Here is a 25,107-nt window from a genome sequence, read left to right as displayed (position 1 = left end):
AAAAAACGGCGCCTGAAGGCGCCGCAACCAGAGAACAGAAAAGAAATCGTCAGACCTTCGTTCTGTGCTGGGCTTCAGCTCAGCTTCGTGACCGGCGCAACGGCCGCCGGATCGCTGATGCTCGGCCGGCCGTTCTCGATGTGTCCGGCGAAGCGCCAGGCAAACGTCGCGTCGTCGCGGCTCGTGACCGTGAGGTCGTACCAGTGATGGCTCGAGGCAAGAACCCAGACTTCGTCGATTTGCGCGCCGGCCGGCACGACTACGTTGCGCTCGTGCGCGCCATAGGCGTTGTCGGTCACGTTCAGGTGCGCGACGCTGCTGCCCGCGTTCGAGAACCTGAGGAAGAGGTTGCCGTTGGCCACGTCGTAGTGCGCCGTCACGGCAGGCGCCGGTGCGCGGCCCGACTTGCCCGGACCCGATTGCGCGGCCGTACCCGCAAAGCGGCGCAAGAAGCCGTTCGGGCCATGCACCTCGAACGCATAGACGCCGTTCGTCACGGTGAGGTCCCACGTGTCGTCGAGCGACTTGCCCGCTTCGACCGTATAGCGCCACGGGCCGTCACTGCGGTTCGTGCCGTACACGTAGAAGTGCGCGCCCTGGCGGCCCTTGTTCGCGAACGTGATCGACAGCGTGTTGTTCTGCGCTTCGGCCTTCCCGTTCACATGAAGCTCGTAGGGCAGCGCACGCGCGTAGCGCACGCCGGGCTCCTGCGCGTCGATCGGCAGCGGCGTGGCCGGCACCGTGGGCGCCGAGTTGGCCGAGCACTGCTTGTCGGCGAGCGCCATGTAGTTGCTCGTGTCGGGCAGCGTGGGCATCGTGGCGTCGGGCGTGCGGAAGTCGAAGCACGTGGTGAGGTCGCCGCACACCGCGCGGCGCCACGCTGTGATGTTGGGCTCCTGCACACCGAAACGCGCCTCGATGAAGCGGATCACCGACGTGTGGTCGAACACCTGCGAGCAGACGAAGCCACCCTTGGTCCACGGCGAGACGACCGTCATCGGCACGCGCGGTCCGAGACCATAGGGCAGGCCGTCGGCAGTGTACTTGCCGCCGCGCAGCGGGTTGACCACGTTGTGGATCTCGCCGTCCACGCTCACCGTCGACTTGCCCTGGGCGGACGTCGTGGGCGGCTGCGGCGGCACGATGTGGTCGAAGAAGCCGTCGTTCTCGTCATACATGATGAAGAGCACGGTCTTGCTCCACACATCGGGATTCGAAGTCAGCGCTTCGATGATCTGCGAAGTGTATTCGGCGCCATAGGCCGGGGTGTACTTCGGATGCTCCGAAAAGGCCGCGGGGGGCAGCAGCCATGAGACTTGCGGCAAATTGTTCTGGAGTACGTCGTTTTTCAGGTCGGCGATGGTGCGCACCGTTTGCGCGCGCTGGTAAAGCGCCGAGCCGGGTTGCGCGTTGATGAAGTTCGCGAAGTTCTGCAGGATGTTCGTGCCGTAGTTGCCGTTCAGCGGGTCGCTGCCGTTCGTGCCCTGCTGGTAGATCTGCCAGGAGATGCCGGCGGCCTGCAGGCGCTCGGGGTAGGTCGTCCACGAAAGCAATTGGTACGTGGGCGGCACGTCGCCGTCCACGAAGTCGTTGTTGTCGAGTAGCGGGCCGCCCATCGTGCCGGTCGGATCGACCATGCCGGTCATGAGATACGAGCGGTTCGGGTGCGTTGGGCCAGGCAGCGAGCAGAAGTAGTTGTCGCACACCGTGAAGGCGTCGGCCAGCGCGTAGTGGAACGGAATGTCCGCGCGAAGGTAATAACCCATCGTCATGTCGGTCTTGTACTGCGGCCACTGGTTGTACAGACCGTTGTTGATTGCGTACTGCGTCGGGTACCACGAGTGGTCGAGGTCGCCCACGCATTGCGCGCTCGTCTTGAACGTGTCGAGGTGGAACGGCAGCACGGGCTTCGTGGCGTCTTCTTTCGACGGCTGATACCACACCGGCAGGCCGCCCGGCAGCGCAATGGGCAGGCGGTCGTTATAGCCGCGTACGCCGCGCATATGGCCGAAGTAGTGGTCGAACGAACGGTTCTCCTGCATGAACACGACGATGTGCTCGACATCGCGGATCGTGCCGGTGCGCGAATTGGCCGGAATGGCCAGCGCATTGCGGATCGATTCGGGAAGAACGGTCATCGCTGCGGCGGCGGCGCCCGATTGCGCGACGGTCTGCAGGAAACGGCGACGGCTGTTTGACGTCATTGTTGCTCACCTTTCTGCTTGGGTTGGAGTGTCGTGCCCGACGGCGTACTCGCACAAGGGCACGCAGGTGCAATGCTTCAATGGCTGGATGTTGCGGGACTGCCGGATTCGTTGCCGTTGCTGGCCTGGGTCTGCGCGCTGTCTCCCGGCGCGTAGCTCAAGACCGGCGTGACCTGGTCGCTGTCGGCGGCGAGGCTGGCCTGTGCGCCTTGCACGGGGTCGCTCGCGTTGTTCGTGGCGGTTGCCGCGTTCGCGCCGTAAGCGGGTATGGCGCTCGGGTTCGCCGAAGTGTCGGTCGAGGCGTTCGCCGACGCATTCGCCGCCGTGTTCGTGTCGGTCGGCAGCGGCGATATGCGCGCGCTATTCGCCAACGGCGATTGCGATGGCGTTGCGGCGCTCTGACTTTCCGATGGATCAGCCGTCGACGAAGCTGCCGACGAGCCGTCGCCCAAGCCGCATGCATCGAGCATGATGGTTGCGAGTACAACGATCGCCGCGGTCGACAGGGTCGTCGACACGCGGTTGGTAACGCGTATTCTCATATGCGCATCCGTTCTGTGGGGATGGGTCGCGCACAGTTTCGCCGTCGATGAAGAAAGAATTGTGAAATGCACGAAAACGTTTGCACACGATGAATTTTCTTTGCAAACGTGCCGTGCGATAACCAATCGCTGCCGATCGCCAGTTAACGAAATCCTTTCACTTTCCAGAGCCGGTTTCGTGAGCGGGACGCAGCACGTCGGTCGCGCGATGCGGCATCTCGACTTGATCGATCAGGAACACTTCGCCGCGCGAGTGCTCCGCGCGCAGCGGCAGGATCGCCTGATAGGCGCTCGAGCGATACCAGGCGCGCGCGATCTCGCGGTTCGCGAATTCGATCATGATGAGGTCGCCGGAAAACTTGCCCTCGAGCCGCTCCACGCGTCCTCCGTGAATGATGAAGCGGCCGCCGAAAGGGGCGAGCGTTGCGTCGATCTTCTCCAGATATTCGACGATGGCGGGGCAAGGTTCGACGTCGCGCAGATGGGCAATGGCGTAGGCGGTCATGGCAGGTCTCGTGAGCGTGAAAGGGTGGGGCCACGCTTGCGAGAATAGGGCGCGCCGGGCAGGGAATCGATTACCTGGGAGGTAAAGACCGCGGGAGCGGCGGCCTTAGGCTGATGGCGTGCCGCGGAGTAAAATACCCACCATCCGCACTCCGGATCGAGACGCTTTCGTTTTCCGCCACCGCCGCCATGAACCCGTCACCCGAGAATAAACCCGCGCGCAAGCAGCCGCCCACGTGGCTGCTGAACACCCTCACTGCGCTCGTGGGCGTACTCACGCTCGCGCTGGGTATCGGCTGGATCGTCTACAAGTGGGTCGTCGATCTGGAGATTCCGTACTTCGCCATCCCGCTCGTGATGTGCGTGCCGGTGATCGCCGCCGTGGCGTTCCGCAACATCTGGGATTGAGGCGCGCGAGCGCCTCCCTCATCCCCCGAAATCCCGCGAATTTTCAAACGCCGAAGCGCTCCGCGCACGCCGCGCGCACGCGCTCCACAACAGCGCTCCACGCCTCGTTCATGCGCTGGCGGAACAGGCGCATCGTGCCCGGATACCACGGCGAGTCTTCGCGCTCGTGCATCCAGCGCCAGTCGAGGTCGTACTGCGGCAGCAGCACCCAGCACGGTTTGCCGAGCGACGCCGTCAGATGCGCCGTGGACGTATCCACGCAAATCACGAGATCGAGCTGCGCGATGATCGCCGCGGTATCGACGAAATCGCGCACGTCGGTGCCGAGGTGGAGCAGCGGCAGGCTCGTGGGCGGATTCTGCGCCTCGTCTTCTCCCTGACCTTTTTGCAGGCTCACGAACTGCACGCCCGGCAGGTTCCAGAGCGGGGCGAGCGCGGCCAGCGAGGGCAGCGAGCGGTGCGCGTCGTTGAAATGCTTCGGATTGCCCTTCCAGATGATGCCGATGCGCGGGCCCGGCGCGAGCGTGGCGAGGCGCGCCCTCCAGTGATCGACGAGCGCGGGCTCGGGCGTATAGATGAGCGGCGCGGGGATGGTCTCCAGCGTCGTGCCCAGGCGATGGGGCACGCTGATCGGGCTCACCCAGTAGTCGAACTGGCCGGCTGCCGCTGCGCCGGCTTCATGGCCCAGCACGGCGTCGATGCCGTCCACGCTGCGAAAGAGCCGCTGCAGGGGCGGCTGGCAGGCGAACGCGACGTGCGTCGCGCCCTGTTCCTTGAGCAGGCGCGCGTAGCGCCCGAATTGCAGCATGTCGCCGAGGCCGTCCTCCTGCCATAGCAGCAGGGATTTGCCGGCGAGCGGCTCGCCCTGCCAGCCGGGACACTGCAGCAGACGTTGCGTCGCGTGATGCACGAAGCCGGGCATGGTGTAGCGGCATTCGTAGCGCGCGAAGCCTTCTTCGAAGCGGCCCATGCTGATGAGTAGCGTGGCGAGGCGGAACTTCGCGTCGCCGTATTCCGGGTTCGCGTCGAGCGCGCGGCGGTAGCCGGCCTCGGCTTCGTCGAGCCGGCCGTATTCCTTGTGCAGGCTCGCGATATTGAAGTGCGCCTCGGCGAAATCGGGCCGCACGGCGATGGCTTCCTGGAGCACGTCGAGCGCTTCGGCGCGGCGCCCGAGCGCCATCAGCACACAGGCGAGATTGTTATAAGCCTCGACGCGGCCCGGCAGGCGGCGCAGCGTCTCGCGATACGCCGCTTCGGCCTCGGGCATCCGTTCGAGCGTATGCAGCGCGACGCCGAGGTTGTACTGCGCTTCGGCGTGATTCGGCGCGAGTGCGAGCGTCTGGCGAAAAGCCGTCTCCGCCTCGGTTACACGCTCGAGGTCGGTGAGCACGCAACCGAGGTTGTTCAGCGCATCGACGAAATTGGGGCGAATCTGCAGCGCGAGGCGCACCGCGAGTTCCGCTTCGGCGAGCTTGCCGGACGCCTTGAGCAGCGTGGCGAGATTGTTGAGCGCCTCCGGATACTGCGGGTGGATCAGCAGGGCCTGGCGAAAAGCTTCGGCGGCTTCGTCGCCGCGCGCCTTGTCCCGCAGCAGTGTGCCCAGCGCGTTGTATGCCTTCGCATGACGCGCATTCGCAGCGACGGCGCCGCAAAACGCGCTTTCGGCTTCTGCGTGGCGGCCTTGTCCCTGCAGCAGGAGGCCGAGGTTGTAGTGGGCGTCGGCGTGATCTGGGCGGTCCACGAGCACGGCGCGAAAGGCGGCTTCCGCTTCGGCGTGGCGCGTCTGGCGCTGCAGGACGACGCCCAGGTTGCTGCGTGCGTCGGCGTCGGCGGGCGTGAGGCTCAGCAGCCGTTCATAGAGCGACTGGGCCTGATCGAGGACGCCGAGCGCCGCAAAGAGTGCAGCGAGGCCGCTGTACGCCTGCGCGAAGTCGGGTTTTGCCGCGAGGCAGCGCTGCCACAACGCCTGGGCGCGCGCCGCGTCGCCCGTACCCATGGCGCTCAGGGCCGCGAGATTGAGCGCCGGCGCGAGCGCGGCGTCGTCCATTGCATCGGGTTGGCCGCCGACATGCGGTTCGAGCAACGCGAGTGCGTCGGCGAAGCGGTGCGCTTCGCAATGCGCATTGGCTTCCCGCAGGATGTCGTCGGGGGCGGGCGCGAGGGGCGTCGACATGGTCACAGTGAAAATCGTAAGAGACGGGGCGCGACGCGTGGGCGACACGGACAATGCGGCAGTGTCGAGATTACGACAGCTCGTGCTCAGTCAACGGCGCGAATTGAGCGCATCCGGTGCGCTTATTCGGGCGATAAGCGCACCTGGCCCACAAAAGCTTGCAGGTGCCTTGCAAAATGGAGCGAGCGCAGGGGTAAGCCGTAAGGGAGCGTTTGGGGCGCTTGCGCGCGCAGAAGGGGGATCGACGCCGTGGGCCGATCCCCCCGGTTGATTCGAATTCCGAACGATTTGCTATCGCGCGCGCCGAAACAGGCCGCGCGCGATGAAATGCATCAGGGCACCAATATTTGCCGCCCGACCACCTTGCCCTGCACGAGCGCTTCGAACGCCGCGTTGATTTCCGTGAGCGGCCGCGTGGAGACGGGCGAGGGCTGCATCTTGCCTTCGCGCATCAGCGTCACGAGTTCGCGCAACTCGGGCAGCGTGCCCACGTAGCTGCCCTCGATCCTCAGCGGCCGCATCGGGATGACGGGCAGCGAGAGCGTGAGGTCGCCGCCCATCAGCCCGACGATCACCACGTGGCCGCCGCGCGCGCAGGAGTCGAGCGCGAGCTTGACGGTGGGCGTCGCGCCGACGAGGTCGAGCACCGCGCGTGCGCCGCCGCCCGTTGCCGCGATAATTTGCTGTACGGCGTCGTCCGCGCGCGCATCGATTGCCGCGAGCGCGCCCGCCGCAAGCGCGGCTTCGCGCTTCGCGGGGTCCACGTCCACGACGATCGCGCCCTGTGCGCCCATCGCCTTGAGCACTTCGAGCGCCATCATGCCGAGGCCGCCCGCGCCGATCACGACCACGGGGCCTTCATGGATGCGCGCGCCGAACTTCTTCACCGCCGAATACGTCGTCACGCCCGCGCAGGCGAGCGGCGCGGCCTTGACGGGATCGAGGCCGGCGAGATCCACGAGATAGCGCGGATGCGGCACGATCACGTAATCGGCAAAGCCGCCGTCGCGCAGCACGCCAAGCGATTGCGGCTTCGCGCAGATGTTCTCTTCGCCGCGCTCGCAGGCCGCGCATGCGCCGCAGCCGATCCACGGATGCACCACTACCGACGTGCCCGCCGCGAGCGCTTCCGGTGCGCCTTGCGCGTCGGGGCCGAGCGCCGCAACCTCGCCGCAGATTTCATGACTCGGCGTGAGCGGCAGCTTGATGCCGCGGTCGGCGAGCGAGAGCTTCTTGCCGCCGCCCAGGTCGTAATAGCCCTCCCAGATGTGCAGATCGGAGTGGCACAGGCCCGCGGCCTTCACACGCAGCAATACCTCGGTGCCCTTGGGTTCGGGCACGTCGCGCTCGACCAGTTCGAGCGGCTTGCCGTGATGGATAACGCAGTAACAGCGCATTTGCATCGATGTCTCCGTGAGTGTTGTATACGGCGGCCATGCCCGGCCAGACGATTGCGGCGTCTTTGCATCATAGCCGATGCCGTCTAAATTCGTCCGATCGTTCTATTTTCTGCTGCTGCGCGCTTTGATTTGTCAGAAGGCCCGGCACATGCGTTCGGAGTAGATCGTTGCATAGCTAACTATATTGGGTTATCCTGTGTGCATGTTCGATCATTGCCTTTACTTCAACACCACGGCGCTCGCGCGGCGCCTCGAGCGCGAATGGGCGCAAGCCTTCGAGTGCTTCGAGCTCACGCCGCCGCAGGGTTTCATGCTGCGCGCCGTGCTGGAGCGTCCCGGTTTGCCGCAGCGCGAACTGGCCGATCTGCTCTCCATCGCGCGCCCCACGGCCACGCGCGTGCTCGACGGCTTGGAGGCGCGCGGCTACGTTGAGCGCCAGCGCACGGATGGCGACGGCCGCGAAGTGGCGATCGTGCCCACGGCCCAGGCCATCGCGATTCGCGAAGCGCTCAATGCGGCGAGCGCGACGGTCGCGAGCCGCCTGAAGCGCACGCTCGGCGGGGAGGCGTTCGTGGATACGGTGTCGCGTCTGCGCACGGCGCGGGCCACGTTGGACTGATGTCGGGCTGCAAACGTGCGGCACGCGTCATGCGCCGCCACGCTTCATTCAAAAGGGCATTAAAGAGTAGGGAGTGGCATCATGCGGCGCATTGGCGCTTTCTGTATTTCAACCTGGCTTGCGGCCGCGGTTCTTTTTCTCGGCCGCCATTCGGTGCCGTTGATGGCGCTCAGCGGTGTGATCGTATTCGCCGGCTTCGATCTTTTTCGTCCGGATTCGGGCGACCGGTAAAGCCGTGCTGCGAGCGCCCCGCATGATGCGCGGCGCTCGCGGTCCTTCACATTTACATCTCTTCGGCCCACGACATGTTCTCTCGCGCGAGCAGCGCCGACGATGCCGCCGGCCCGAACGTGCCCGCCGTGTAAGTGCGCGGGCGGTCGTTCAGCTCCTTCCAGCCGTCGAGAATCGGCTCGACCCACGTCCATGCGGCTTCCAGTTCGTCGCGACGCATGAAGTGCGTGAGGCGGCCGCGAATCACGTCGATCAGCAAGCGCTCGTAGGCTTCTGCGCGGCGCTCGGGGATGGCCTGCTGCAGGTCGAGATTCAGGCTCACGGGCAGCATGTTCATGCCGCTGCCCGGCTCCTTCGCGAGCATCTGCAGCTGGATCGACTCCTCCGGCTGCAGCTGGATCACGAGGCGGTTGCCGTAATTGCGCGGGCCGCTCGGGAAGATGGAGAACGGCAGGTCCGCGAATTCGATCACGATTTCCGACTGGCGCTTCTGCATGCGCTTGCCCGTGCGCAGGAAAAACGGCACGTTGGCCCAGCGCCAGTTGTTGATGTGCGCGCGCAGCGCGACGAACGTTTCCGCCTTGCTGTCGGCCGGCACGTTGTCTTCCTGCAGATAACCCTTCACCGGCTGGCCGTCCACGGCGCCTGCCGCGTACTGGCCGCGCACGGTGTCGCGTGCGATATCGGCGAGCGACATGGGGCGCAACGAGCGCAGCACCTTGAGCTTTTCGTCGCGCACGGCGTCCGGGTCGAGCGAGACGGGCGGTTCCATCGCCACGATGCACAGCAGTTGCAGCAGGTGGTTCTGCACCATGTCGCGCAGCGCGCCGGTGTGATCGTAGAAGCCCGCGCGGCTGCCCACGCCCACCGTTTCCGCAACCGTGATCTGCACGCTGCGGATATACGGCGCCTGCCATAGCGGCCCGAAGATCGGGTTGCCGAAGCGCAGCACCATCAGGTTCTGCACCGTTTCCTTGCCCAGATAGTGGTCGATCCGGTAGATCTGCGATTCGGAGAAGTGCCGGCCCACCGATTCGTTGATCTCCTGCGCCGAGGCGAGATCGTGGCCGAGCGGCTTTTCGAGCACCACACGCGAGCTGCCGTCGATCAGGCCGCCCGCCGTGAGGTTGTCGCAAATCGTCGTGAACAGTTCCGGCGAAGTCGAGAGATAGAACACGCGCAGGGCATGCTCGCGCGACGCCGCCTTCAGGTTCGCGTAATTGACGGGGTCGTTCACGTCGATGATCACGTACTGGAACAGGTTCAGATAGCGGTCCCACGCTTGCGCATCGAACGCTTTCGCGTCGATGAACGGACGCGACTGCTCTTCCATGAACTTGCGATAGTCGTCGATCGTCCAGTTCTTGCGGCCCACGGCGATGATGCGCGTTTCCGGCGGCAGGTTGCCGTGCAGGTGCGCCATGTAGAGCGCGGGCAGCAGTTTGCGCGCGGCCAGGTCGCCTCCGCCGCCGAAAATGATCATGTCGACGGGCTGTTCGGGCAAGGCTTGGGCAGGCTGATTCGTCATGGCAGGTCGGAGGTGACGCGCGCTCGGGCAACGTTGTTGAGCACGACCGCTAGCGCGCGGTTACAGAACCCGCACCCGGCGCAAGAGCGGGGTGCGGCGAAAACGCTAATGGTGCATGGTTTCGCGCGAGTTTGCACGCATGGCGCGAACGAGCCGTCGCGCGAGACGCCTGTCGTCGATAAACCGACCGGCCGTTCATGCATCCATCGCCCGGCAGCGAGCCGATCCTTACCCGAGCCCCGGCACCGCCACGCCGAAGGTCGTGAGCACCAGCACGACATTGAGCGAGAGCACCGCGGCCGCGCCCGCCACGGCTGCCGCAGCCGTGAGCGCGCGGTTGCGATGGGACCCCATCACGTCGCCGCGACCCGTGAACCAGACGAGCGCGGCCATCGGGAACGGCAAGGCGAGGCTCAGCACGACCTGGCTCATGACGAGCGCGTCGGTGGCGTTCACGCCCAGCGCCACCACGACGAAACTCGGCACCATCGTCACCGCGCGGCGCAGCCACAGCGGAATGCGAAAGTTCACGAAGCCTTGCATGATCATCTGCCCCGCAAGCGTGCCGACCACCGAGCTCGAAATGCCCGAGGCGATCAGCGAAACGAGGAAGATGCTGGCGGCCGCCGCGCCCAGCAGCGGCGCGAGCGTGCGGTAGGCGGTCTCGATTTCGGCGACATCCGCGTAGCCCTGGTGGAACGCGCCGGAGGCCATCACCACCATCGCCATGTTGATGAGCCCGGCCACCGAAAGCGCGACCACGACCTCGACGTTAGAAAACTTCACGAGGCGCTTGCGCTCGGCGTCGTTGCGCGCAAGCACGCGCGCCTGGGTGAGCCCCGAATGCAGAAAGAGCGCATGCGGCATGACCGTGGCGCCGATGATGCCCACCGCGATCGTCACGGCTTGCGCGTCGGGCAGGCGTGGCGTAGCGAGGTGGCGCAGCAGGGTCTGCCACTCGATCGGCGTAATGAAAAGCTCCAGAACATAGCAGATGCCGATCACGCCCACGAGCGCGCCGATCAGCAATTCGAGCGGCCGGAAGCCCGCGCGCTGGAGAAACAGCAGCGCATAGGTCACGACAGCCGTGACTGCCATGCCCGCGAGCAGCGGCAGACGAAAGAGCAGCGCAAGGCCGATCGCGCCGCCGAGGAATTCGGCGAGATCGGTGGCCATGGCCGCGATCTCGCTCACGCCCCACATGAGCCACACGAGCGGCGCGGGCAGGCTGTCGCGGCACAGCTCGGCGAGATTGCGTCCCGTGGCGATGCCGAGCTTCGCGGAAAGCCCCTGAAACAGCATGGCGATGACGTTGGCGAGCAGCACGACCCAGAGTAGCGCGTAGCCGTAGCGCGCACCGGCCTGGATGTTGGTCGCGATATTGCCGGGGTCGATATACGCCACCGAGATGACCACGGCCGGACCCGCAAGCGGCAGCAGAAGGGCGACGCCGCGGCGGCGTCCTTCGAGCGCTTCGCGTACCGCGGCGGCCGTGTTGCGTGTGAGGCCGTCGGGGGCGCGCGGCACCTCGTCATCGCGGGCGCGATGATCCATGCAACTTCTCGCGCGGGCCGGGGTCAGAAGCCGCAGCCCATCGCTCTGTGGCACGCATCGAGCAGGTGTGAATACGTTGAAAGTGCGTCATCGGAATCGGGCCCTCACGCGTTAAGCAGGCAATCCGCACGCCTGTCTTGGCGCTATCTCAGCACAAACCGGCGCGCCGCGCCTTCGCTGCTCTCTTTCCCTTACGAAATGCCTGAATTCCCGATCTTTTCGTTTACACCGGTCCGTATGAAGAAACCGTTCGCGACTGCGCTGCTGATAAGCGGCCTCGCATGGGGCGCGCTCGCCCACGCCGACGACAAGGTCATCGTGCTCGACTCGGGCGAGGCGAAGCTCTCGCTCATCGACCAGGCAAGCCGCACCGTGGTCGGCACCGAGCCCACGGGCAAGGAACCGCACCACCTGATGATCACGCCCGACGGCAAGTCGCTCATCGTCGCCGATTCGGTGTCGAACGACCTGCTGTTCCTCGATCCGCATACGGGTCAGGTGCAAAGCCGCCTGGAAGGGATCGAAGACCCGTACCAGCTCGGCTTTTCGCCCGACCGTAAATGGTTCGTGACCGCGGGCCTGCGACTCGACCGCGTGGACGTCTATCACTACGACGGCAAGAACCTCACGATCGCCAAGCGCATTCCGCTCGGGAAAACGCCGAGCCACATCACGTTCGCCTCAGACAACAAAACGGCATTCGTTACGCTGCAGGACACGGGCGAAGTGGCCGCCATCGACCTGCCGACGCAAACGGTGCTCTGGAAGCTGCAAGTGGGTAACACGCCCGCGGGTCTGTGGATGACGCCGGGCGACAAGTACCTGCTCGTGGGCATGACGGGTGAGGACAACGTGGCCGTGGTGGACTGGCACAACCGCACGGTCGTGAAAAAGATCCAGACCGGCCGCGGGGCGCATAACTTCCGCAATCTGGACGATGGCAAACATATTGCCGTGTCGAATCGCGTCGAGAGCACGATCAGCATTCTCGACTACACGACGCTCACGAAAGTCGCCGACATCACGGGCCTGCGCCCCGGTCCCGACGACATGGAACTTTCGGCGGACAAGCGTTACCTATGGGTGACGTTCCGTTTCGCGAAGCACGTGGGCATCATCGACCTGAACACGCGCAAGCTGATCGACACGATCGCGGTGGGCCGCTCGCCGCATGGCATCTACTTCGCGAACAGCGCGCCGGTGTACGCGCCGAACCCGGACTGACTGAGGAGTCTCGATGCTCGATACGCTGATTTCGCAGGCCGACAACCTCGTTTCGTGGCTGCAGACGCTCGTCTACGTGGACGTGGTGCAGCCGGTCTTCTACAAGGTCGGCCTGATGGGCTACGACGAGGACACGTATGACGCGCTCTACTGGGTGATCGTCGGCGTGCTGCAGATCTGCGCCTCGTATGTGCTGCTGCGCCCGCTCGAAGCGCTGCGGCCCGCGGAAGACTGGGGCGATCGCCGGGCGCTGCGCGCCGACGTCTGGTACACGTGGATCGCGAAACTCGGCATTCTGAACATCGCGTTCTTCTTTCTGCTCACGCCCGTGTTCAATCACTGGCAGAGCCTGATGGCGATCCACAACATACCGAACATCGAAGTGGATAGCCTCTGGCCCGGCGTGACCGACAAGCCGATCGTGTCGTTCCTCATCTATCTCGTCGTGCTCGATTTCGCGGGCTACTGGTATCACCGGTGGCAGCATCGCTTCGGCGTGTGGTGGGAACTGCACGCCGTGCATCACAGCCAGCAGCAGATGTCGCTGTGGTGCGACGATCGCAATCACTTCCTCGACGATATCGTGCAGGCCGCGTTCTTTGCGGGCATCTCGCTCCTTATCGGCGTGCCGCCCGCGCAGTTCGTCGTGCTCGTGGCCGTGAGCAACTTCATGCAGAGCGTGCAGCACGTGAACGCGCGGCTCGACTTCGGCTGGCTGCTCGAGCGCATCGTCGTGAGCCCGGCGTTTCATCGCCGCCATCATGCGATCGGCTATGGCCACGAGGGCACGCGCTACGGCTGCAACTTCGGCGTGCTGTTTCCGTGGTGGGACGTGATGTTCCGCACGGCGTCGTGGAACAAGGAGCATGAGCCCACCGGCATTCGCGAGCAGTTGCCCGCGCCGTACGGCCGGGGCGCGAACTATGGCGAAGGGCTGCTCGCGCAGCAGTGGTTCGCGCTCGTGCGCATCGCGCGGCGCCTCGCGGGCAAGGGGTATCCGATGGGGGACGCGGCGCGCTGAGCGTTGCGGTGTTCGTTGCGGTTCCTCGTGCGAGGCGGTCTTCGGGCCGCCTCGTTTCGTTTCAGGATGACGTATCGGCATGCTGTTTCGGGATACCACCGGCGCGCCGGATGCGATAATCGCGCATTCGTCCACCACACATGCATGATGCGCGCGTCAAAAGCGCAGTCGGAGAACATCTTGAGCCGTATCGACAATCCGCAGCACGACCAGGAAGTCGGCGTGGCCGACGCCACCCAGGACACGACCCGCATCGACGACACGCGCATCGGCGCCGTGCGCCCGCTCATCTCGCCCGCGCTGCTGCTCGACGAGCTGCCGGTGCCTCAGGAGACGCAAACGCTCGTCGAAACGAGCCGCAGCGAGATCGCGGAAGTGCTCGCGCAGCGCGACGACCGGCTCGTGGTGGTGGTGGGCCCGTGCTCGATCCACGACCACGACCAGGCGATCGAATACGCGAAGCTGCTCAAGGCGAAGGCCGATACGCTCGAGGACGACCTGCTGATCGTCATGCGCGTGTACTTCGAGAAGCCGCGCACCACGGTGGGCTGGAAGGGCTATATCAACGACCCGCGTCTGGACGGCAGCTTCCGCATCAACGAGGGCCTGCGCGCCGCGCGCCAGTTGCTGCTCGACATCAACGCGCTCGGCCTGCCCACGGCCACGGAATTCCTCGATCTGCTGAGCCCGCAATTCATTGCCGACCTCGTGGCGTGGGGCGCGATCGGCGCGCGCACGACCGAAAGCCAGAGCCACCGGCAGCTCGCCTCGGGCCTCTCGTGCCCGATCGGCTTCAAGAACGGCACCGACGGCGGCGTGCAGGTCGCCGCCGACGCCATCGTCGCGGCGCGCGCGAGCCATGCGTTCATGGGCATGACGAAGATGGGCATGGCCGCAATCTTCGAAACGCGCGGCAACGACGACTGCCACGTGATCCTGCGCGGCGGCAAGAGCGGGCCGAACTACGACGCGGCTTCCGTGGCGGCGTGCTGCGCGGCGCTCGCGAAGGCGGGGCTGCGCGAGCAGGTCATGATCGACTGCTCGCACGCGAACTCGAACAAGGCGCATCAGCGCCAGATCGACGTGGCGCGCGATATCGGCGAGCAGTTGGTGGGCGGCGACAAGCGCATTGTCGGCGTGATGATCGAGAGCCATCTCGAAGAGGGGCGCCAGGACCAGAAGCCGGGCGTTCCGCTCAAGCACGGCGTGTCGATCACCGATGCGTGCATCAGCTGGGCGCAGACGGCGCCGGTGCTCGATGGGCTGGCGCAGGCGGTGCGGGAGCGGCGCAAGGCGGCCTGAGGGCGTTATCGCCCCTTGCGCGAGCCTTTCTTCGCAGACGTTGTTCGCGGCGCCTCCTTGACCGGCGCCGCCACTCCCACACTCGCATTCAGCTGCTCGAGCCACGAAAGCGCATCGGCATAGGCGAGAAATTGCTGCAGATAGCCCGGCGACACTTCTCGCATCAGCGAGAGCGCGCGATGCACGAGGCTGCTCGAATTGAGCGGCCCCGCGTTTCTGGGCACCTGGTCCAGCGACTGCCGCAACTGCTTTTCGGAGCGCACGCGCAGCCACGTTTGCCGGAAGTATTCGACCAGTTCCGGGTCCGGCTCGTGCCGCACGCGCGTCGCCGGTTGAGCGGGTTCCGCACGCGTGAGCGAATCGACGAGGCGGCCCAGCTCGCTTCTCGGCGCATCGCCGTCGAACTGGTGCGTGATTTTCGATGTCTCGCGCGCGAGGTCGTCTGAAAAGGCTTTAAGTAGTTGTGCGAGTCGCGCGTCGAGGAGCCGGCGCGCTTCACCCGCGTGTGCGGCGGCGCGGCGTTCCAGCGCCTCGATGAAGTGAAAGCGCACCGGGTCGAGCTGATCCGCCCCGCGTGCGCGCCAGGCGTCGAGCAGCGCGCGGGCGGCGGGCGCAGCGGTTCGTTCGACCTCCAGGCCCGCATCATTGAGCATGCTTGCCCTCGCCGACGGTCGGCCGCGGCACCGGCGCAATCTCCACGCGGCGGTTCTTCGCGCGGCCGGCTTCATCCGTGTTGGCGCTCACCGGCTGCTCGGAGCCGAACGCAGCCGCGAACACCGACGACGCGGGAACGCCCGCGTCGATGAACGAGCGCGTGACCGTCAACGCGCGTTCGGCCGAAAGCTCCCAGTTGTCGGCGAAGCGGCGGTTGCCTGCGTGCACCTGCTGGTCGTCGGCGAATCCGCTCACCATCAGGATTTCGTCGCGGCTCTTCAGATACGCCGTGAGCGGCCCGGCGAGGCTCTTGAGCAGATCGTGGCCTTGCGGCGTCAACTGGTCCGAGTTCAGCGCGAACAGCACGCTGCCGCTAATGCCGATGCGTCCGTTCACGAGCGTCACGCGCCCCGCCGCGAGCGGGCCCGCGAGCGCCTCTTCGAGCGTCTTGCGGCGCTCGGTTTCGGCCTTGCGCTGTTTCACCTCGTTCGCGAGCCGGCTCGACAGTTCGAGCTGCATGCCGACCACACCGACGAGGATCAGCAGGAACGCGCCCAGCAGCACCGACATCAGGTCGGCGAACGCGGGCCAGACCGGCGCAGCGGGGGCCGCGCCGCCGTCGATTTCGTCGTTCATGCCGCGTCCGCTCCGGCTGCGGCGCGCTGGCTCGCGAGCTGCTGCAGGTTCTCGACGATCTGCTTCTGCGACAGCATGCTCAGGTCGATGACCTCACGCGCTTGCGCCACATAGTAGGCGAGCTGGTCGTCGCTGCGCGCGAGCGATTTGTCGAGCGCCGCCTCGATGCGCTCCAGATGCGCCACGAGCTTGTCGTTCGATTCGCCGAACACGCTCACGGCCGCGCCGAACGCATCGCCGAGGCTCGCCACTTCCACGGCGCTGCCGCTGACCTGCGCGGCGATCGCGCCGAGCTTGCCGCTCCCGGCTTCGACGCTCGCGCTGAACTGGCCACCCACGCGCTCGAGCAGATCCGACGACGTGGAGACGAGCGCGTCGATCGCCGAGCGCTGCTCGGTGGAGGCGCGGTTCACGGCGTCGAGCAGCGTTTCGAGCGTGGCGAGCAGGCGGTTGCGTTCGTCGAGCATCGCGGTGTCGCGGACCATGCTGTCCGACAGTTTCTGGCGTAGCTCGGCGATGACTTCGGCTGCCGCCTGCGGCGCGGCCGATGCGGCCTGCACGAGGCTGCCGATTTCGGCGATCGTGCTGGCGTTATGGGCCTGCGATTGCGTGGTGATGTCGCTGGCGGCCTGGGCGAGCGTTGCGCAGATTTCCTGCTGGCGCTGCGCGGTGGCCGCGCTCGTGGCTTCCCATTGCGTGCGCAATGCAGCCGACATTGCGGCAAGCGACGCGCTCCATGCTTCAAGGCGTTGCTCGTCGCGCGAGGAGATTTCCGCGTGCAGATTCGCTGCGGCCTTCGGCGCGTCGGCGGCGGCATCGACGAGACGATCGATCTCGGCAATCGTCTTGCTCGCCTGCTGCTGCGATTGCGTAGCGATTTCGTTCGCGGTCTGTGCGAGCGTGGCGCAGATTTCCTGCTGACGTTGCGCGGTGGCGGCGCTCGTCGCTTCCCACTCCGCGCGCAACGTGGCGGCCATCGCCGCGAGCGATGCGGTCCATGTTGCGATGCGCTGATCGTCGCGCGCGGAAATTTCCGCGTGCAGGTTTGCTGCGGCCTTCGGCGCTTGCGAGGCGGCATCGACCAAACGATCGATTTCGGCGATCGTCTTGCTGGCGTGCTGCTGCGCTTGCGCGGCGATGTCGTTCGCGGTTTGCGCGAGCGTCGCGCAGATTTCCTGCTGACGCTGCGCCGAAACCGCGCTGGTCGCTTCCCACTCCGTGCGCAAGGTGGCGGCCATCGCCGCGAGCGCTTCGGCCCAGCTTGCGAGCCGCGCTTCGTCGCGCGCGCCGAGCTTCGTCTGCAGGTCCGCATGGGATGCATCGACCGCGCGCAGCAGCGACGCCGAATGCTGCTCGAACGCCGCCGCTGCCGTCGCGAGCGCCTGCTGGTTGCCTGCGGCGAGCTTCTCGCCGGCGCGTTCTTGCTGTTCGAGCGCCGCCTGCCATGCCTGCGACATCGTTCCGGACGCACTTTCGAAGCGCGTCGACACGCCATCGAGCAGGCCCGAGGCGCGTTGCTCGAAGCTTGCGTTGAAGCGCTCCAGCGCGCCGCCCAGGTCGGCGGCAAGCGCCTCGTTGGTCTCGCGGTGCTGCGCGAGCGCGCGGTTCCAGATCTCGGCCACGTTCGCCGTCGACGCCTCGAAGCCGCGCGCGAGCCCTTCGAGCTGTTGCTGCACGGCCTGCGTGAGCGCGCCCTGCATCGACGCCGATTCGCGCGCGAGGCCCGCCATAGTCGCTTCGACGACGGGCTGCAGCGCCGCACCCGCGGCGCGTGCGCTTTCGGCGGCGCTCGACTTGAGCGACTGGCCCACGGAAGCGGCGAGGCGGCTCCAGGCGGCTTCGGCGTTCGCGGCGAAGGCCTGTTGGGTCGCGATCTGCTGTTCGTGTTGCGCGGCGCCCTGGTGTTCGATCAGCGTCATCAGCGCGCCCAGCTTGTCGACCAGCGCTGGCATGGCGTCGGCCTGGCGCTGCAGCAGCTTGAACGAGGCTTCGCGCTGATGGGCCGGCGAGAAGGCGCGCAGCGTCGTCGCGATCTTCACGTCGAGCTGTTGCGCGGCTTCGATGCGGTCACGGCGGCAAAGCGCGGAGAGCAGGCCGAGCATGGCGGAGGTGGCCACACCGGCGATCGAGGTGCCGAACGCGAAGCCGAGGCCGTTCACAGGTGCGGCGAGCGAGGCGCGGATGGCGTCGAGGTCGGTGGCGCTTTCCAGCGCCGCGCCCGTGCCCTTGAGCGTGACGACCATGCCGAGCAGCGTGCCGAGCATGCCGAGCAGCACGAGCAGGCCCGTGAGGTAGGGCGCGAGCGCCGGGCCCGGGAGGGCCACGCGCTCGCCTTCGATACGCGCGCGCACGGCGTTGCGCAGGCCCGGATGCAGCGTGTCGAGCCAGCCCGCGAGGCGCGCGGGCGGCGTGTTCAGTTGCGCGATGGCCTGGGCGAGCGTGGTCGTGGCCTGGTGGAAGCGATAAAGCTCCCAGGCGCCCGTGACATAGCATGCGCCGATCAGCAGCGTGACGGCGCTCGCAAGCGGGTTCGTGACCGCGTAGCCGGCGCCGATCCAGCACACGGCAGCGAGACCGACGACGAAGACAACAGGTTCAATGCGAAAACGGGACATAGCTCGGGACATAGCGTTTGGGTTAGCTGGTGCGAAGGGCGGCAAGCAGCCCCTCCACCGGTTGAAACCGAATCTCAAGTTCGGCGAGCAACACGCTCTGCATATCTTTGCGAAAGCCGGCGAGCCAGGCGTGAGGCGCGCCGCTTTCTCCGGCGGATTCCAACGCGGCCGCTGCGCGCTGCCGCTCGAAATGCGCGCCGAGCAGCGCGGGCACGCCGGCAAGCAGGCTGCGCTCGCGCGCGCCGAGTGCCTGTTCCATCACGGCGTCCACCGTCGCGAGGCGCGCGAGCGCAGGCGCACGGGCGGCCAGCGTGGCGCGCAGACGGGCGCGCAGCGTGGCGATGTCAGTCTCCATCGCCTGCTGCAGCGCGAGGTAGCGCTGGCGGAAATCCGCGAAATCGGCTTCCACATCGGCAGGCTGGCTGGCGGCCTGCGTGCGTCGTCCGTCGCGCCGCGCAGGCGCGCCTTCGCCCACGATGGCCCTTCTCAGCGTCGCGCGCACGCGCTCGCTCTGGCTTTGTTCGGCAGTGGCGCCCACACGCGTGGCTGGCTCGCCGCCCGGCGTCTGGACGCTCAGCGCCGTCGAAAGCGCGATCGCGTCCGTCCAGCCGAGCCACTGGCTCAGATGGTCCGAGATCGATTGCCGGGATTCGGGCACTTCGGCGTCGCCGAAGCGGGCAAGTAAGCGAACGAGCGTCGGGCCGCTCAACGCGAGGCGCTGCGGGGCTAGCACTTTTCCACCTGGGCAAAAAACCCGCTAGTTTACACGCCCGCGAGGGGGCGGCCGGCATCGGCCGTCTGCCGGGCGTCTGAATGTGATGGCGCAGCGGGCCGTGAAAGCGCGGCGCCCGCGGGCGCGAGGCCGCGCCACACGGGGGCTTCAGGCGCCTGAGCGGTTCAGGCCTTGGCGCTCTCGGCCAGGATCTGCTGGATCGCCTGCTCGAAGGTTTCGACGGGCTGGCCGCCGCTGACCAGATACTGCTGGTTGAAGACGATCGCCGGCACGGACTGGACACCGGCCGCCTGGTATTCGTGCTCTTCTGCATGCACCTCGTCGGCATACTGGCCGCTTTCCAGGACCGCACGCGCTTTATCTGCGTCGAGCCCCACGGACTGCGCCGCCGCGACGAGCACCGCGTGGTCGCTCGTGTCCTTGCCCTCGCCGTGATACGCGCGCAGCAGCGCGAGCTTGAGCGGCAGCTGCTTGCCTTCGATGCCGGCCCAGTGCAGCAGACGATGCGCGTCGAAGGTGTTGTAGATGCGCTCGCGCGGCCCGAACGTGAAGCCGACGCTCGCGCCGCGCTCGCGGATCATGTCCTGCGTCTCGGCGATCTGCTCGGGCGTTCGGCCGTACTTCTTGCCGAGATACTCGAGCACGGATTCGCCGCCCGGGCCCATCTGCGGATTCAGTTCGAAGGGGTGCACGACGATCTGTGCATCGACGGTGTCGCGCAGCCGTTCGAGCGCGAGGTTCAGCGAAGAGAGGCCGATTGCGCACCACGGGCACGCGATGTCGGAGACGAAATCGATTCTGAGCGGTTGTTTCATGGCTTTCCTGATCCGGTTGAACGCCGGGCAACTGAGGCGCGGTGCAGCGGGGGTGCGCAAGCAGCGTGCGCACCCGGCGCGGATGATTCGTCAGTTCATTCGTCCATCATACGGGCTTTGACCTTCTTGCCCTTGACCTTGCCCGCGTTGAGCTTGCGCAGCGCGTCGCGCGCGATGCTGCGCTCCACGGCCACGTAGGTCGAAAAGTCTGTCACGTTGATCTTGCCGATCTGCGAGCCGCTGAAGCCGGCTTCGCCGGTGAGCGCGCCCAGCACGTCGCCGGGGCGGATCTTCTCCTTGCGGCCGCCAAGGATCTGCAGCGTTTCCATCGGCGGCAACAGCGGCTCGTTGCTGGCGGGCTTCAGTTCTGCGAGCGGGCTCCACTCGACTTCGCGCTTGAGCGCCTGCTCGATGCCGCCCACGCGGCCCATCTCGTCCATGCTCGCGAGGCTGAGCGCCCAGCCGTCCTGGTCGGCGCGGCCCGTGCGGCCGATACGGTGCACGTACACCTCCGGGTCGGGCGTGACGTCCACGTTGATCACGGCTTCCAGCTGCGCGATGTCGAGGCCGCGCGCGGCCACGTCGGTTGCCACGAGCACCGAGCAGCTGCGATTGGCGAACTGGATCAGCACCTGGTCGCGCTCGCGCTGGTCGAGCTCGCCATGCAGCGCGAGCGCGTGAAAGCCCTGCGCGCGCAGCACGTCGAGCAGGTCGCGGCATTGCTGCTTGGTGTTGCAGAACGCGAGCGTGCTCACGGGGCGGTAGTGGTTGAGCAGCATGCCCACGGCGTGCAGACGCTCGTCTTCCGTGACTTCATAGAAGCGCTGGCGGATCTTGCTGTCGTCGTGGTGCTCTTCGAGCTTGACTTCCTTCGGGTTCCGAAGGAATTGCTGGCTCAGCTTCGTAATGCCTTCGGGGTAGGTCGCCGAGAAGAGCAGCGTCTGGCGCTCCTTGGGGCATTGGCGCGCCACGGTGGCGATGTCGTCGAAAAAGCCCATGTCGAGCATGCGGTCGGCTTCGTCGAGCACGAGCGTATTGAGCGCGCCGAGCGCGAGGTTGCCGCGCTCCAGGTGATCCATGATGCGGCCCGGCGTGCCCACGACGATATGCGCGCCGTGTTCGAGGCTCGCCGCCTGCGGGCGCATGGGCGTGCCGCCGCACAGCGTCAGCACCTTGATGTTCTCTTCCGCGCGCGCGAGGCGGCGGATTTCCTGCGTGACCTGGTCGGCCAGTTCGCGCGTGGGGCAGAGGATCATGGCCTGCACATCCTGACGGCGCGGGTCGAGGCGCGAGAGCAGCGCGAGCGAGAACGCCGCCGTTTTGCCGCTGCCGGTCTTGGCCTGGGCGATCAGGTCGTGGCCTGCGAAGGCGATGGGCAGGCTCGCGGCCTGGATCGGCGTCATGTCGACGTAGCCGAGGCGCGTGAGGTTCTCGAGCGTGGCGGGTGCGAGCGGCAACTCGCTGAAGGGCTGGGCTTGCGTAGGAGTGGCTTTGTTTGTCATGACGGGGTCTCGCGCCGGACGGGTGAGGGCGACGCGGCCGTTCGGTAGAAGTGGCGTCGATGCGGGTGGTGCGCGCGCGGTGCGCGCGCGTTCCGGGATTTTAACGGATGCGCGCGCTCGCGCCCGCGCGCGTGCCGCGCGAGGGGCGCCCACGAGCGCCTCAAAGGACGCCGAAAATCATCGGTTTGATAATCGCGATTTCGCGCAATAATAATCGCTGTATATAGCAATAATGCACGCGCGCGATAAGACTATGATCGTGCTCATAAAGTTTCATCGGCCGCGAAGATTTTAATCTCGCGAAATCGCCTGGAATTAATCCACTTTTCACAATAATCGAATCTCCGCGCTGAAGCGGGCGTCGCGTCCTTGCCACACGGCCTATTCCGGCCGATCTGCGCATTACTCCGTATTTCCCATTCGCCACAATGACTTACGGATTATTATTCCGATATTTCCAGATTTAGCAAATAACTGTTACAGCGTTTGCCAAGACGATTTAAAGCCTTTGACACGTAGACTTCGCCCGGGATTGCCGGTGTGGCTCCAATACCCGGAGCCGCGTCAGCGCGGTCTGAATGTCATAAGGAAAGTCATGAAGAATACTTTGATTATCGCGGGCGTCCTCGGCGCATTCGCAGCCTCCGCTCACGCACAAAGCAGCGTTACTCTCTACGGCGCACTGGATGCGGGTATCGTCTACGCGAACAATGCAGGCGGCCACGCCGCATGGAACCAGGGTAGCGGCACCGTCGGCGACACGTACTTCGGCCTGAAGGGCAGCGAAGACCTGGGCGGCGGTCTGCATGCGATCTTCACGTTGGAAAACGGCTTCAACCTGAACAACGGCAAGGACACCGAGAGCGGCACGATGTTCAACCGCCAGGCGTTCGTCGGTTTGCAGAGCGACCGCTTCGGTACGCTGACGCTCGGCCGCCAGTATGACTCGATGGTCGACTACCTGGCACCGCTCTCGGCAACCGGCAGCGGCTACGGCAACAACCTCGCGGCTCACCCGTTCGACAACGACAACCTCGACCACTCGTTCTCGATCAAGAACTCGGTCAAGTACCAGAGCGTCAACTACCAGGGCTTCAAGTTCGGCGGCCTGTATGGCTTCAGCAACGACGCCGGCCAGTTCGCGAACAACCGCGCATGGAGCGCAGGCGCATCGTACGGCAACGGCCCGCTGAACTTCTCGGCTGCCTACCTGCAGATCAACAACACGCGCACCGGTAACACGAACGGCGCGAGCTCGGCATCGAACGGCAACAACTTCAACCTGTCGGCTCAAACGCAACGCACGTTCGGCGCAGGCGCGAACTACAACTACGGCCCGGCAACGGTTGGCTTCGTGTGGACGCACACGCAGTACCAGAACCTGATCGCCGGCGGTCAGGGCGGCACGACGTTCTCGATCCCCACGGGCACGAACCTGCACCTCGACAACTTCGAGTTGAACGGCGCCTATGCACTCACGCCGGCTCTCGCCCTGAACGCGTCGTACACGTTCACGGACGGCAAGGTCACGGGTTCGAACGGTTCGGGCGATCCGAAGTGGCACACCGTTTCGCTGACGGCTGACTACTCGCTGTCGAAGCGCACCGACGTCTACGCCGGCGCCGTGTATCAGCACGCTTCGGGCGAACTCGGCGACGCTGGCGCGAACGTTGCGATGATCAACACGCTGTCGCCGTCGACCTCGCAGAACCAGGTCGCCGCAACGGTGGGTCTGCGTCACCGCTTCTAAGCATCGTTGGCTCGCTCCCTCGCGGAGTGACGCAGCGCGGGCACCCGATCGGCCGGTCGGGTCCCGCGCTGCACGCGGGCAAGCTACCCAAGGCCCGCGGTTTCATCCGCTTTCTACCTGAAGCACGACCGGTTCGCGGTGCGTGACGCGCTCATGAGGCGCATCACGGCTGCGAACCGGTTTTCTTTTGTGGCTCAGGATTTCGCAGCCGCAGCCGCCGGTGCTGCGCTCACAGTTGCGGCGACGTCATTCGACACGTCTTCCGACGCCCCACGCACCCGCGAAACCCACAACACCGCCACGCACGTGAGCGCTGCGGCGATCCAGCCGTTCTGCCCGAAGCCGATGATCGCGCCGTGCGCGCCATTCGTGAGCCACTGGCCGCCCAGCCACGCGCCGATGCCGGTGCCGAGCGCCTGCACCGCGCTGTTGGCGCTCAGGAAGGCGCCGCGCCGCGCGGGCTCGGGAATCGTCGTGAGCAATGCCTGCATCGGCACCATGCGGCCCGACATCGAGATCATGAACAGGGCGAAGAACGCCACGAGTGCGAGGAAAGGCAGCGTGGGCATATGCGTGACGAACAGCACAGGCACGAGCGAAACGAGCGCCATCACGCGGAACACGCGGCGCTTGCCGTAGCGGTCCGCGAGACGGCCCACCGCGCGCGAGGTCACGAACGTCGCCGCGCCGCCCGCCATATAGAGCCACGAAAGCTGCTGCGGCGCGATGCCGTGATTGCCGACGAGCATCGGCGCGATGAACGGGATCACGAGCATATGGCCGGCCATCATCGTGAAGGTCAGTGCAAAGGCCTTCAGGTGACGCGGCAGCGTGAGCAGTCGCCAGAGGTTCGGCAGCACTTGCGCGAGCGGCGTGCGCTGGCCGAGGTGCTCGGTGAGCGAGGGCACGACGCGCGAGCCCGCGAGCCAGATCGCAACCGAGAGCACGACGAGCAGCATGAACGGCGCGCTCCAGCCGTAATGCGCGCCGAGCAGCACGCCGGCCGGCACGCCCGCGATCGCGGCGATGGAGAATGCCGTCATGATGATGCCCGTGGCCGCGCCGCGCCGCGCCGCGGGAATCACGTCGCTCACGATCGCCATCACGATCGAGCCGAGCACGCCGCCGGTGAGACCCGCGAACGCACGCGCGGCGAGCAGCAGATGAAAGTTCGTGGCGAGCGCGCAGGCGAGATTGGAAAACGCGAAAAGCGCGTAAGTCGCTTGCAGCAGGCGGCGGCGATCGAAGCGGTCGATATACGTCGCAGCAAGGAGTCCTGATAGACCCGAACAGAGCGAATACGCGGAAACGGCCGTCGCGAACGCCGCGGGCGTGATCGCGAACGCGCGCATGATCTGCGGTCCGAGCGGCATCATCACCATGAAATCCATGATGACGGTGAACTGCGTGAGCGCCAGCAGCCAGAGCAGGGTGCGTTCGCGCAGCGATGTGAGAGAAGTGGTCATGTATTGGCTTCGAGCCTGAACGTAAAAAGGCGCGGCAGTATTGCCGCGCCAGCGAGATCGATCAGTCGTCGATCGTTTCGTGGGCCCCCTGCGCGCCGCGGCGCCAGTAGGCGCAAGCGCGAATGCGCTTCTTGTCGACGCCGCGTTCGTTGCACAGATGCGCGCGCACTGCGCGGATCGCCGAGGCTTCGCCGGCAGCCCAGACGTAGCCCTCGCCCGGCGGCAG

22 protein-coding genes are annotated in these 25,107 nt (G+C 66.1%); 7 read left to right on the top strand and 15 right to left on the bottom strand.

The genetic code is table 11. The features are described 5' to 3' along the window. Positions 1-74: 74 nt before the first annotated feature. From BFD71_RS19840 to BFD71_RS19830, 3 genes are all read right to left on the bottom strand, one after another. Positions 75-2,204 (bottom strand): phosphocholine-specific phospholipase C, encoded by a 2,130-nt coding sequence (locus BFD71_RS19840; RefSeq protein ID WP_069266018.1) that lies wholly within the window; start codon positions 2,202-2,204, stop codon positions 75-77. 77 nt (positions 2,205-2,281) lie between these two features. After that, on the bottom strand, positions 2,282-2,746 hold the full coding sequence (locus BFD71_RS19835; RefSeq protein ID WP_069266017.1) for a hypothetical protein: 465 nt from the start codon (positions 2,744-2,746) through the stop codon (positions 2,282-2,284). Positions 2,747-2,903: 157 nt separating this feature from the next. Beyond that, positions 2,904-3,251 carry a DUF1330 domain-containing protein gene (locus tag BFD71_RS19830; RefSeq protein WP_069266016.1) on the bottom strand — a complete coding sequence of 116 codons (348 nt, stop codon included), beginning with the start codon at positions 3,249-3,251 and terminating at the stop codon, positions 2,904-2,906. Positions 3,252-3,439: 188 nt separating this feature from the next. Here BFD71_RS19830 and BFD71_RS19825 point away from each other — a divergent pair, with 188 nt between their 5' ends. After that, positions 3,440-3,658 carry a hypothetical protein gene (locus BFD71_RS19825; RefSeq protein ID WP_028206128.1) on the top strand — a complete coding sequence of 73 codons (219 nt, stop codon included), beginning with the start codon at positions 3,440-3,442 and terminating at the stop codon, positions 3,656-3,658. Positions 3,659-3,701: 43 nt separating this feature from the next. Here the strand turns inward: BFD71_RS19825 and BFD71_RS19820 are convergent, their stop codons facing one another. Further along, the gene (locus BFD71_RS19820) at positions 3,702-5,831 is read right to left on the bottom strand and encodes a tetratricopeptide repeat protein (RefSeq protein ID WP_256094815.1); all 2,130 of its coding nucleotides are present in this window, start codon (positions 5,829-5,831) and stop codon (positions 3,702-3,704) included. A 332-nt stretch (positions 5,832-6,163) separates the two neighbouring features. After that, positions 6,164-7,228, bottom strand: coding sequence for an alcohol dehydrogenase (locus tag BFD71_RS19815; RefSeq protein ID WP_069266171.1), 1,065 nt, complete (start codon positions 7,226-7,228; stop codon positions 6,164-6,166). Between the two features lie 205 nt (positions 7,229-7,433). Between BFD71_RS19815 and BFD71_RS19810 the strand changes: the two genes are divergently transcribed. Together BFD71_RS19810 and BFD71_RS41480 are read left to right on the top strand one after the other, a co-directional pair. Continuing rightward, positions 7,434-7,850, top strand: coding sequence for a MarR family winged helix-turn-helix transcriptional regulator (locus BFD71_RS19810; protein WP_069266014.1), 417 nt, complete (start codon positions 7,434-7,436; stop codon positions 7,848-7,850). An 81-nt stretch (positions 7,851-7,931) separates the two neighbouring features. Continuing rightward, positions 7,932-8,081 (top strand): hypothetical protein, encoded by a 150-nt coding sequence (locus BFD71_RS41480; protein ID WP_176732918.1) that lies wholly within the window; start codon positions 7,932-7,934, stop codon positions 8,079-8,081. 52 nt (positions 8,082-8,133) lie between these two features. Here the strand turns inward: BFD71_RS41480 and zwf are convergent, their stop codons facing one another. After that, on the bottom strand, positions 8,134-9,609 hold the full coding sequence (gene zwf, locus BFD71_RS19805) for a glucose-6-phosphate dehydrogenase (protein WP_069266013.1): 1,476 nt from the start codon (positions 9,607-9,609) through the stop codon (positions 8,134-8,136). 228 nt (positions 9,610-9,837) lie between these two features. After that, positions 9,838-11,163: an Nramp family divalent metal transporter gene (locus BFD71_RS19800; RefSeq protein WP_069266012.1), complete on the bottom strand. Its 1,326-nt coding sequence runs from the start codon at positions 11,161-11,163 to the stop codon at positions 9,838-9,840. 237 nt (positions 11,164-11,400) lie between these two features. Here BFD71_RS19800 and BFD71_RS19795 point away from each other — a divergent pair, with 237 nt between their 5' ends. From BFD71_RS19795 to BFD71_RS19785, 3 genes are all read left to right on the top strand, one after another. Next, a complete protein-coding gene (locus BFD71_RS19795; RefSeq protein ID WP_069266011.1) occupies positions 11,401-12,387 on the top strand; it encodes a YVTN family beta-propeller repeat protein in 987 nt (328 codons plus the stop codon). Between the two features lie 13 nt (positions 12,388-12,400). Next, on the top strand, positions 12,401-13,408 hold the full coding sequence (locus tag BFD71_RS19790) for a sterol desaturase family protein (protein WP_069266010.1): 1,008 nt from the start codon (positions 12,401-12,403) through the stop codon (positions 13,406-13,408). Positions 13,409-13,588: 180 nt separating this feature from the next. Then, positions 13,589-14,710: a 3-deoxy-7-phosphoheptulonate synthase gene (locus tag BFD71_RS19785; RefSeq protein WP_069266170.1), complete on the top strand. Its 1,122-nt coding sequence runs from the start codon at positions 13,589-13,591 to the stop codon at positions 14,708-14,710. A 5-nt stretch (positions 14,711-14,715) separates the two neighbouring features. On the opposite strand, the gene BFD71_RS19780 is transcribed toward BFD71_RS19785, so the two are convergent. The 6 genes from BFD71_RS19780 to dbpA all read right to left on the bottom strand — a co-directional run bounded on the left by BFD71_RS19780 (position 14,716) and on the right by dbpA (position 21,665). Continuing rightward, a complete protein-coding gene (locus BFD71_RS19780; protein WP_069266009.1) occupies positions 14,716-15,363 on the bottom strand; it encodes a DUF2894 domain-containing protein in 648 nt (215 codons plus the stop codon). Continuing rightward, positions 15,353-16,000, bottom strand: coding sequence for an OmpA family protein (locus BFD71_RS19775; protein ID WP_069266008.1), 648 nt, complete (start codon positions 15,998-16,000; stop codon positions 15,353-15,355). The genes BFD71_RS19780 and BFD71_RS19775 overlap by 11 nt, the downstream gene beginning before the upstream one ends. Continuing rightward, the gene (locus BFD71_RS19770; RefSeq protein ID WP_069266007.1) at positions 15,997-18,615 is read right to left on the bottom strand and encodes a DUF802 domain-containing protein; all 2,619 of its coding nucleotides are present in this window, start codon (positions 18,613-18,615) and stop codon (positions 15,997-15,999) included. The genes BFD71_RS19775 and BFD71_RS19770 overlap by 4 nt, the downstream gene beginning before the upstream one ends. A gap of 22 nt (positions 18,616-18,637) precedes the next feature. Beyond that, complete coding sequence (locus tag BFD71_RS19765) at positions 18,638-19,348, bottom strand: DUF3348 domain-containing protein (RefSeq protein WP_069266006.1); 711 nt, start codon at positions 19,346-19,348, stop codon at positions 18,638-18,640. Between the two features lie 164 nt (positions 19,349-19,512). Then, entirely contained in the window at positions 19,513-20,163 is a 651-nt protein-coding gene (locus tag BFD71_RS19760) for a DsbA family oxidoreductase (protein WP_069266005.1), read from the bottom strand. Positions 20,164-20,258: 95 nt separating this feature from the next. After that, positions 20,259-21,665: an ATP-dependent RNA helicase DbpA gene (dbpA, locus tag BFD71_RS19755; RefSeq protein WP_069266004.1), complete on the bottom strand. Its 1,407-nt coding sequence runs from the start codon at positions 21,663-21,665 to the stop codon at positions 20,259-20,261. Positions 21,666-22,260: 595 nt separating this feature from the next. On the opposite strand from dbpA, the gene BFD71_RS19750 reads away from it, so the two are divergent. Further along, complete coding sequence (locus BFD71_RS19750; protein WP_069266003.1) at positions 22,261-23,415, top strand: porin; 1,155 nt, start codon at positions 22,261-22,263, stop codon at positions 23,413-23,415. 194 nt (positions 23,416-23,609) lie between these two features. On the opposite strand, the gene BFD71_RS19745 is transcribed toward BFD71_RS19750, so the two are convergent. Together BFD71_RS19745 and BFD71_RS19740 are read right to left on the bottom strand one after the other, a co-directional pair. Further along, positions 23,610-24,881, bottom strand: coding sequence for an MFS transporter (locus tag BFD71_RS19745; RefSeq protein WP_069266002.1), 1,272 nt, complete (start codon positions 24,879-24,881; stop codon positions 23,610-23,612). A 61-nt stretch (positions 24,882-24,942) separates the two neighbouring features. Continuing rightward, the coding region (locus BFD71_RS19740; RefSeq protein WP_141710737.1) for an SIP domain-containing protein at positions 24,943-25,107 on the bottom strand (165 nt) is incomplete at its 5' end.

This window comes from Paraburkholderia nodosa (genome assembly GCF_001718195.1).
Lineage (GTDB): Bacteria > Pseudomonadota > Gammaproteobacteria > Burkholderiales > Burkholderiaceae > Paraburkholderia > Paraburkholderia nodosa_A.
The sequence above is the reverse complement of the archived record's forward strand: the minus strand, read 5'-3'. Positions and strand labels throughout refer to the sequence as shown.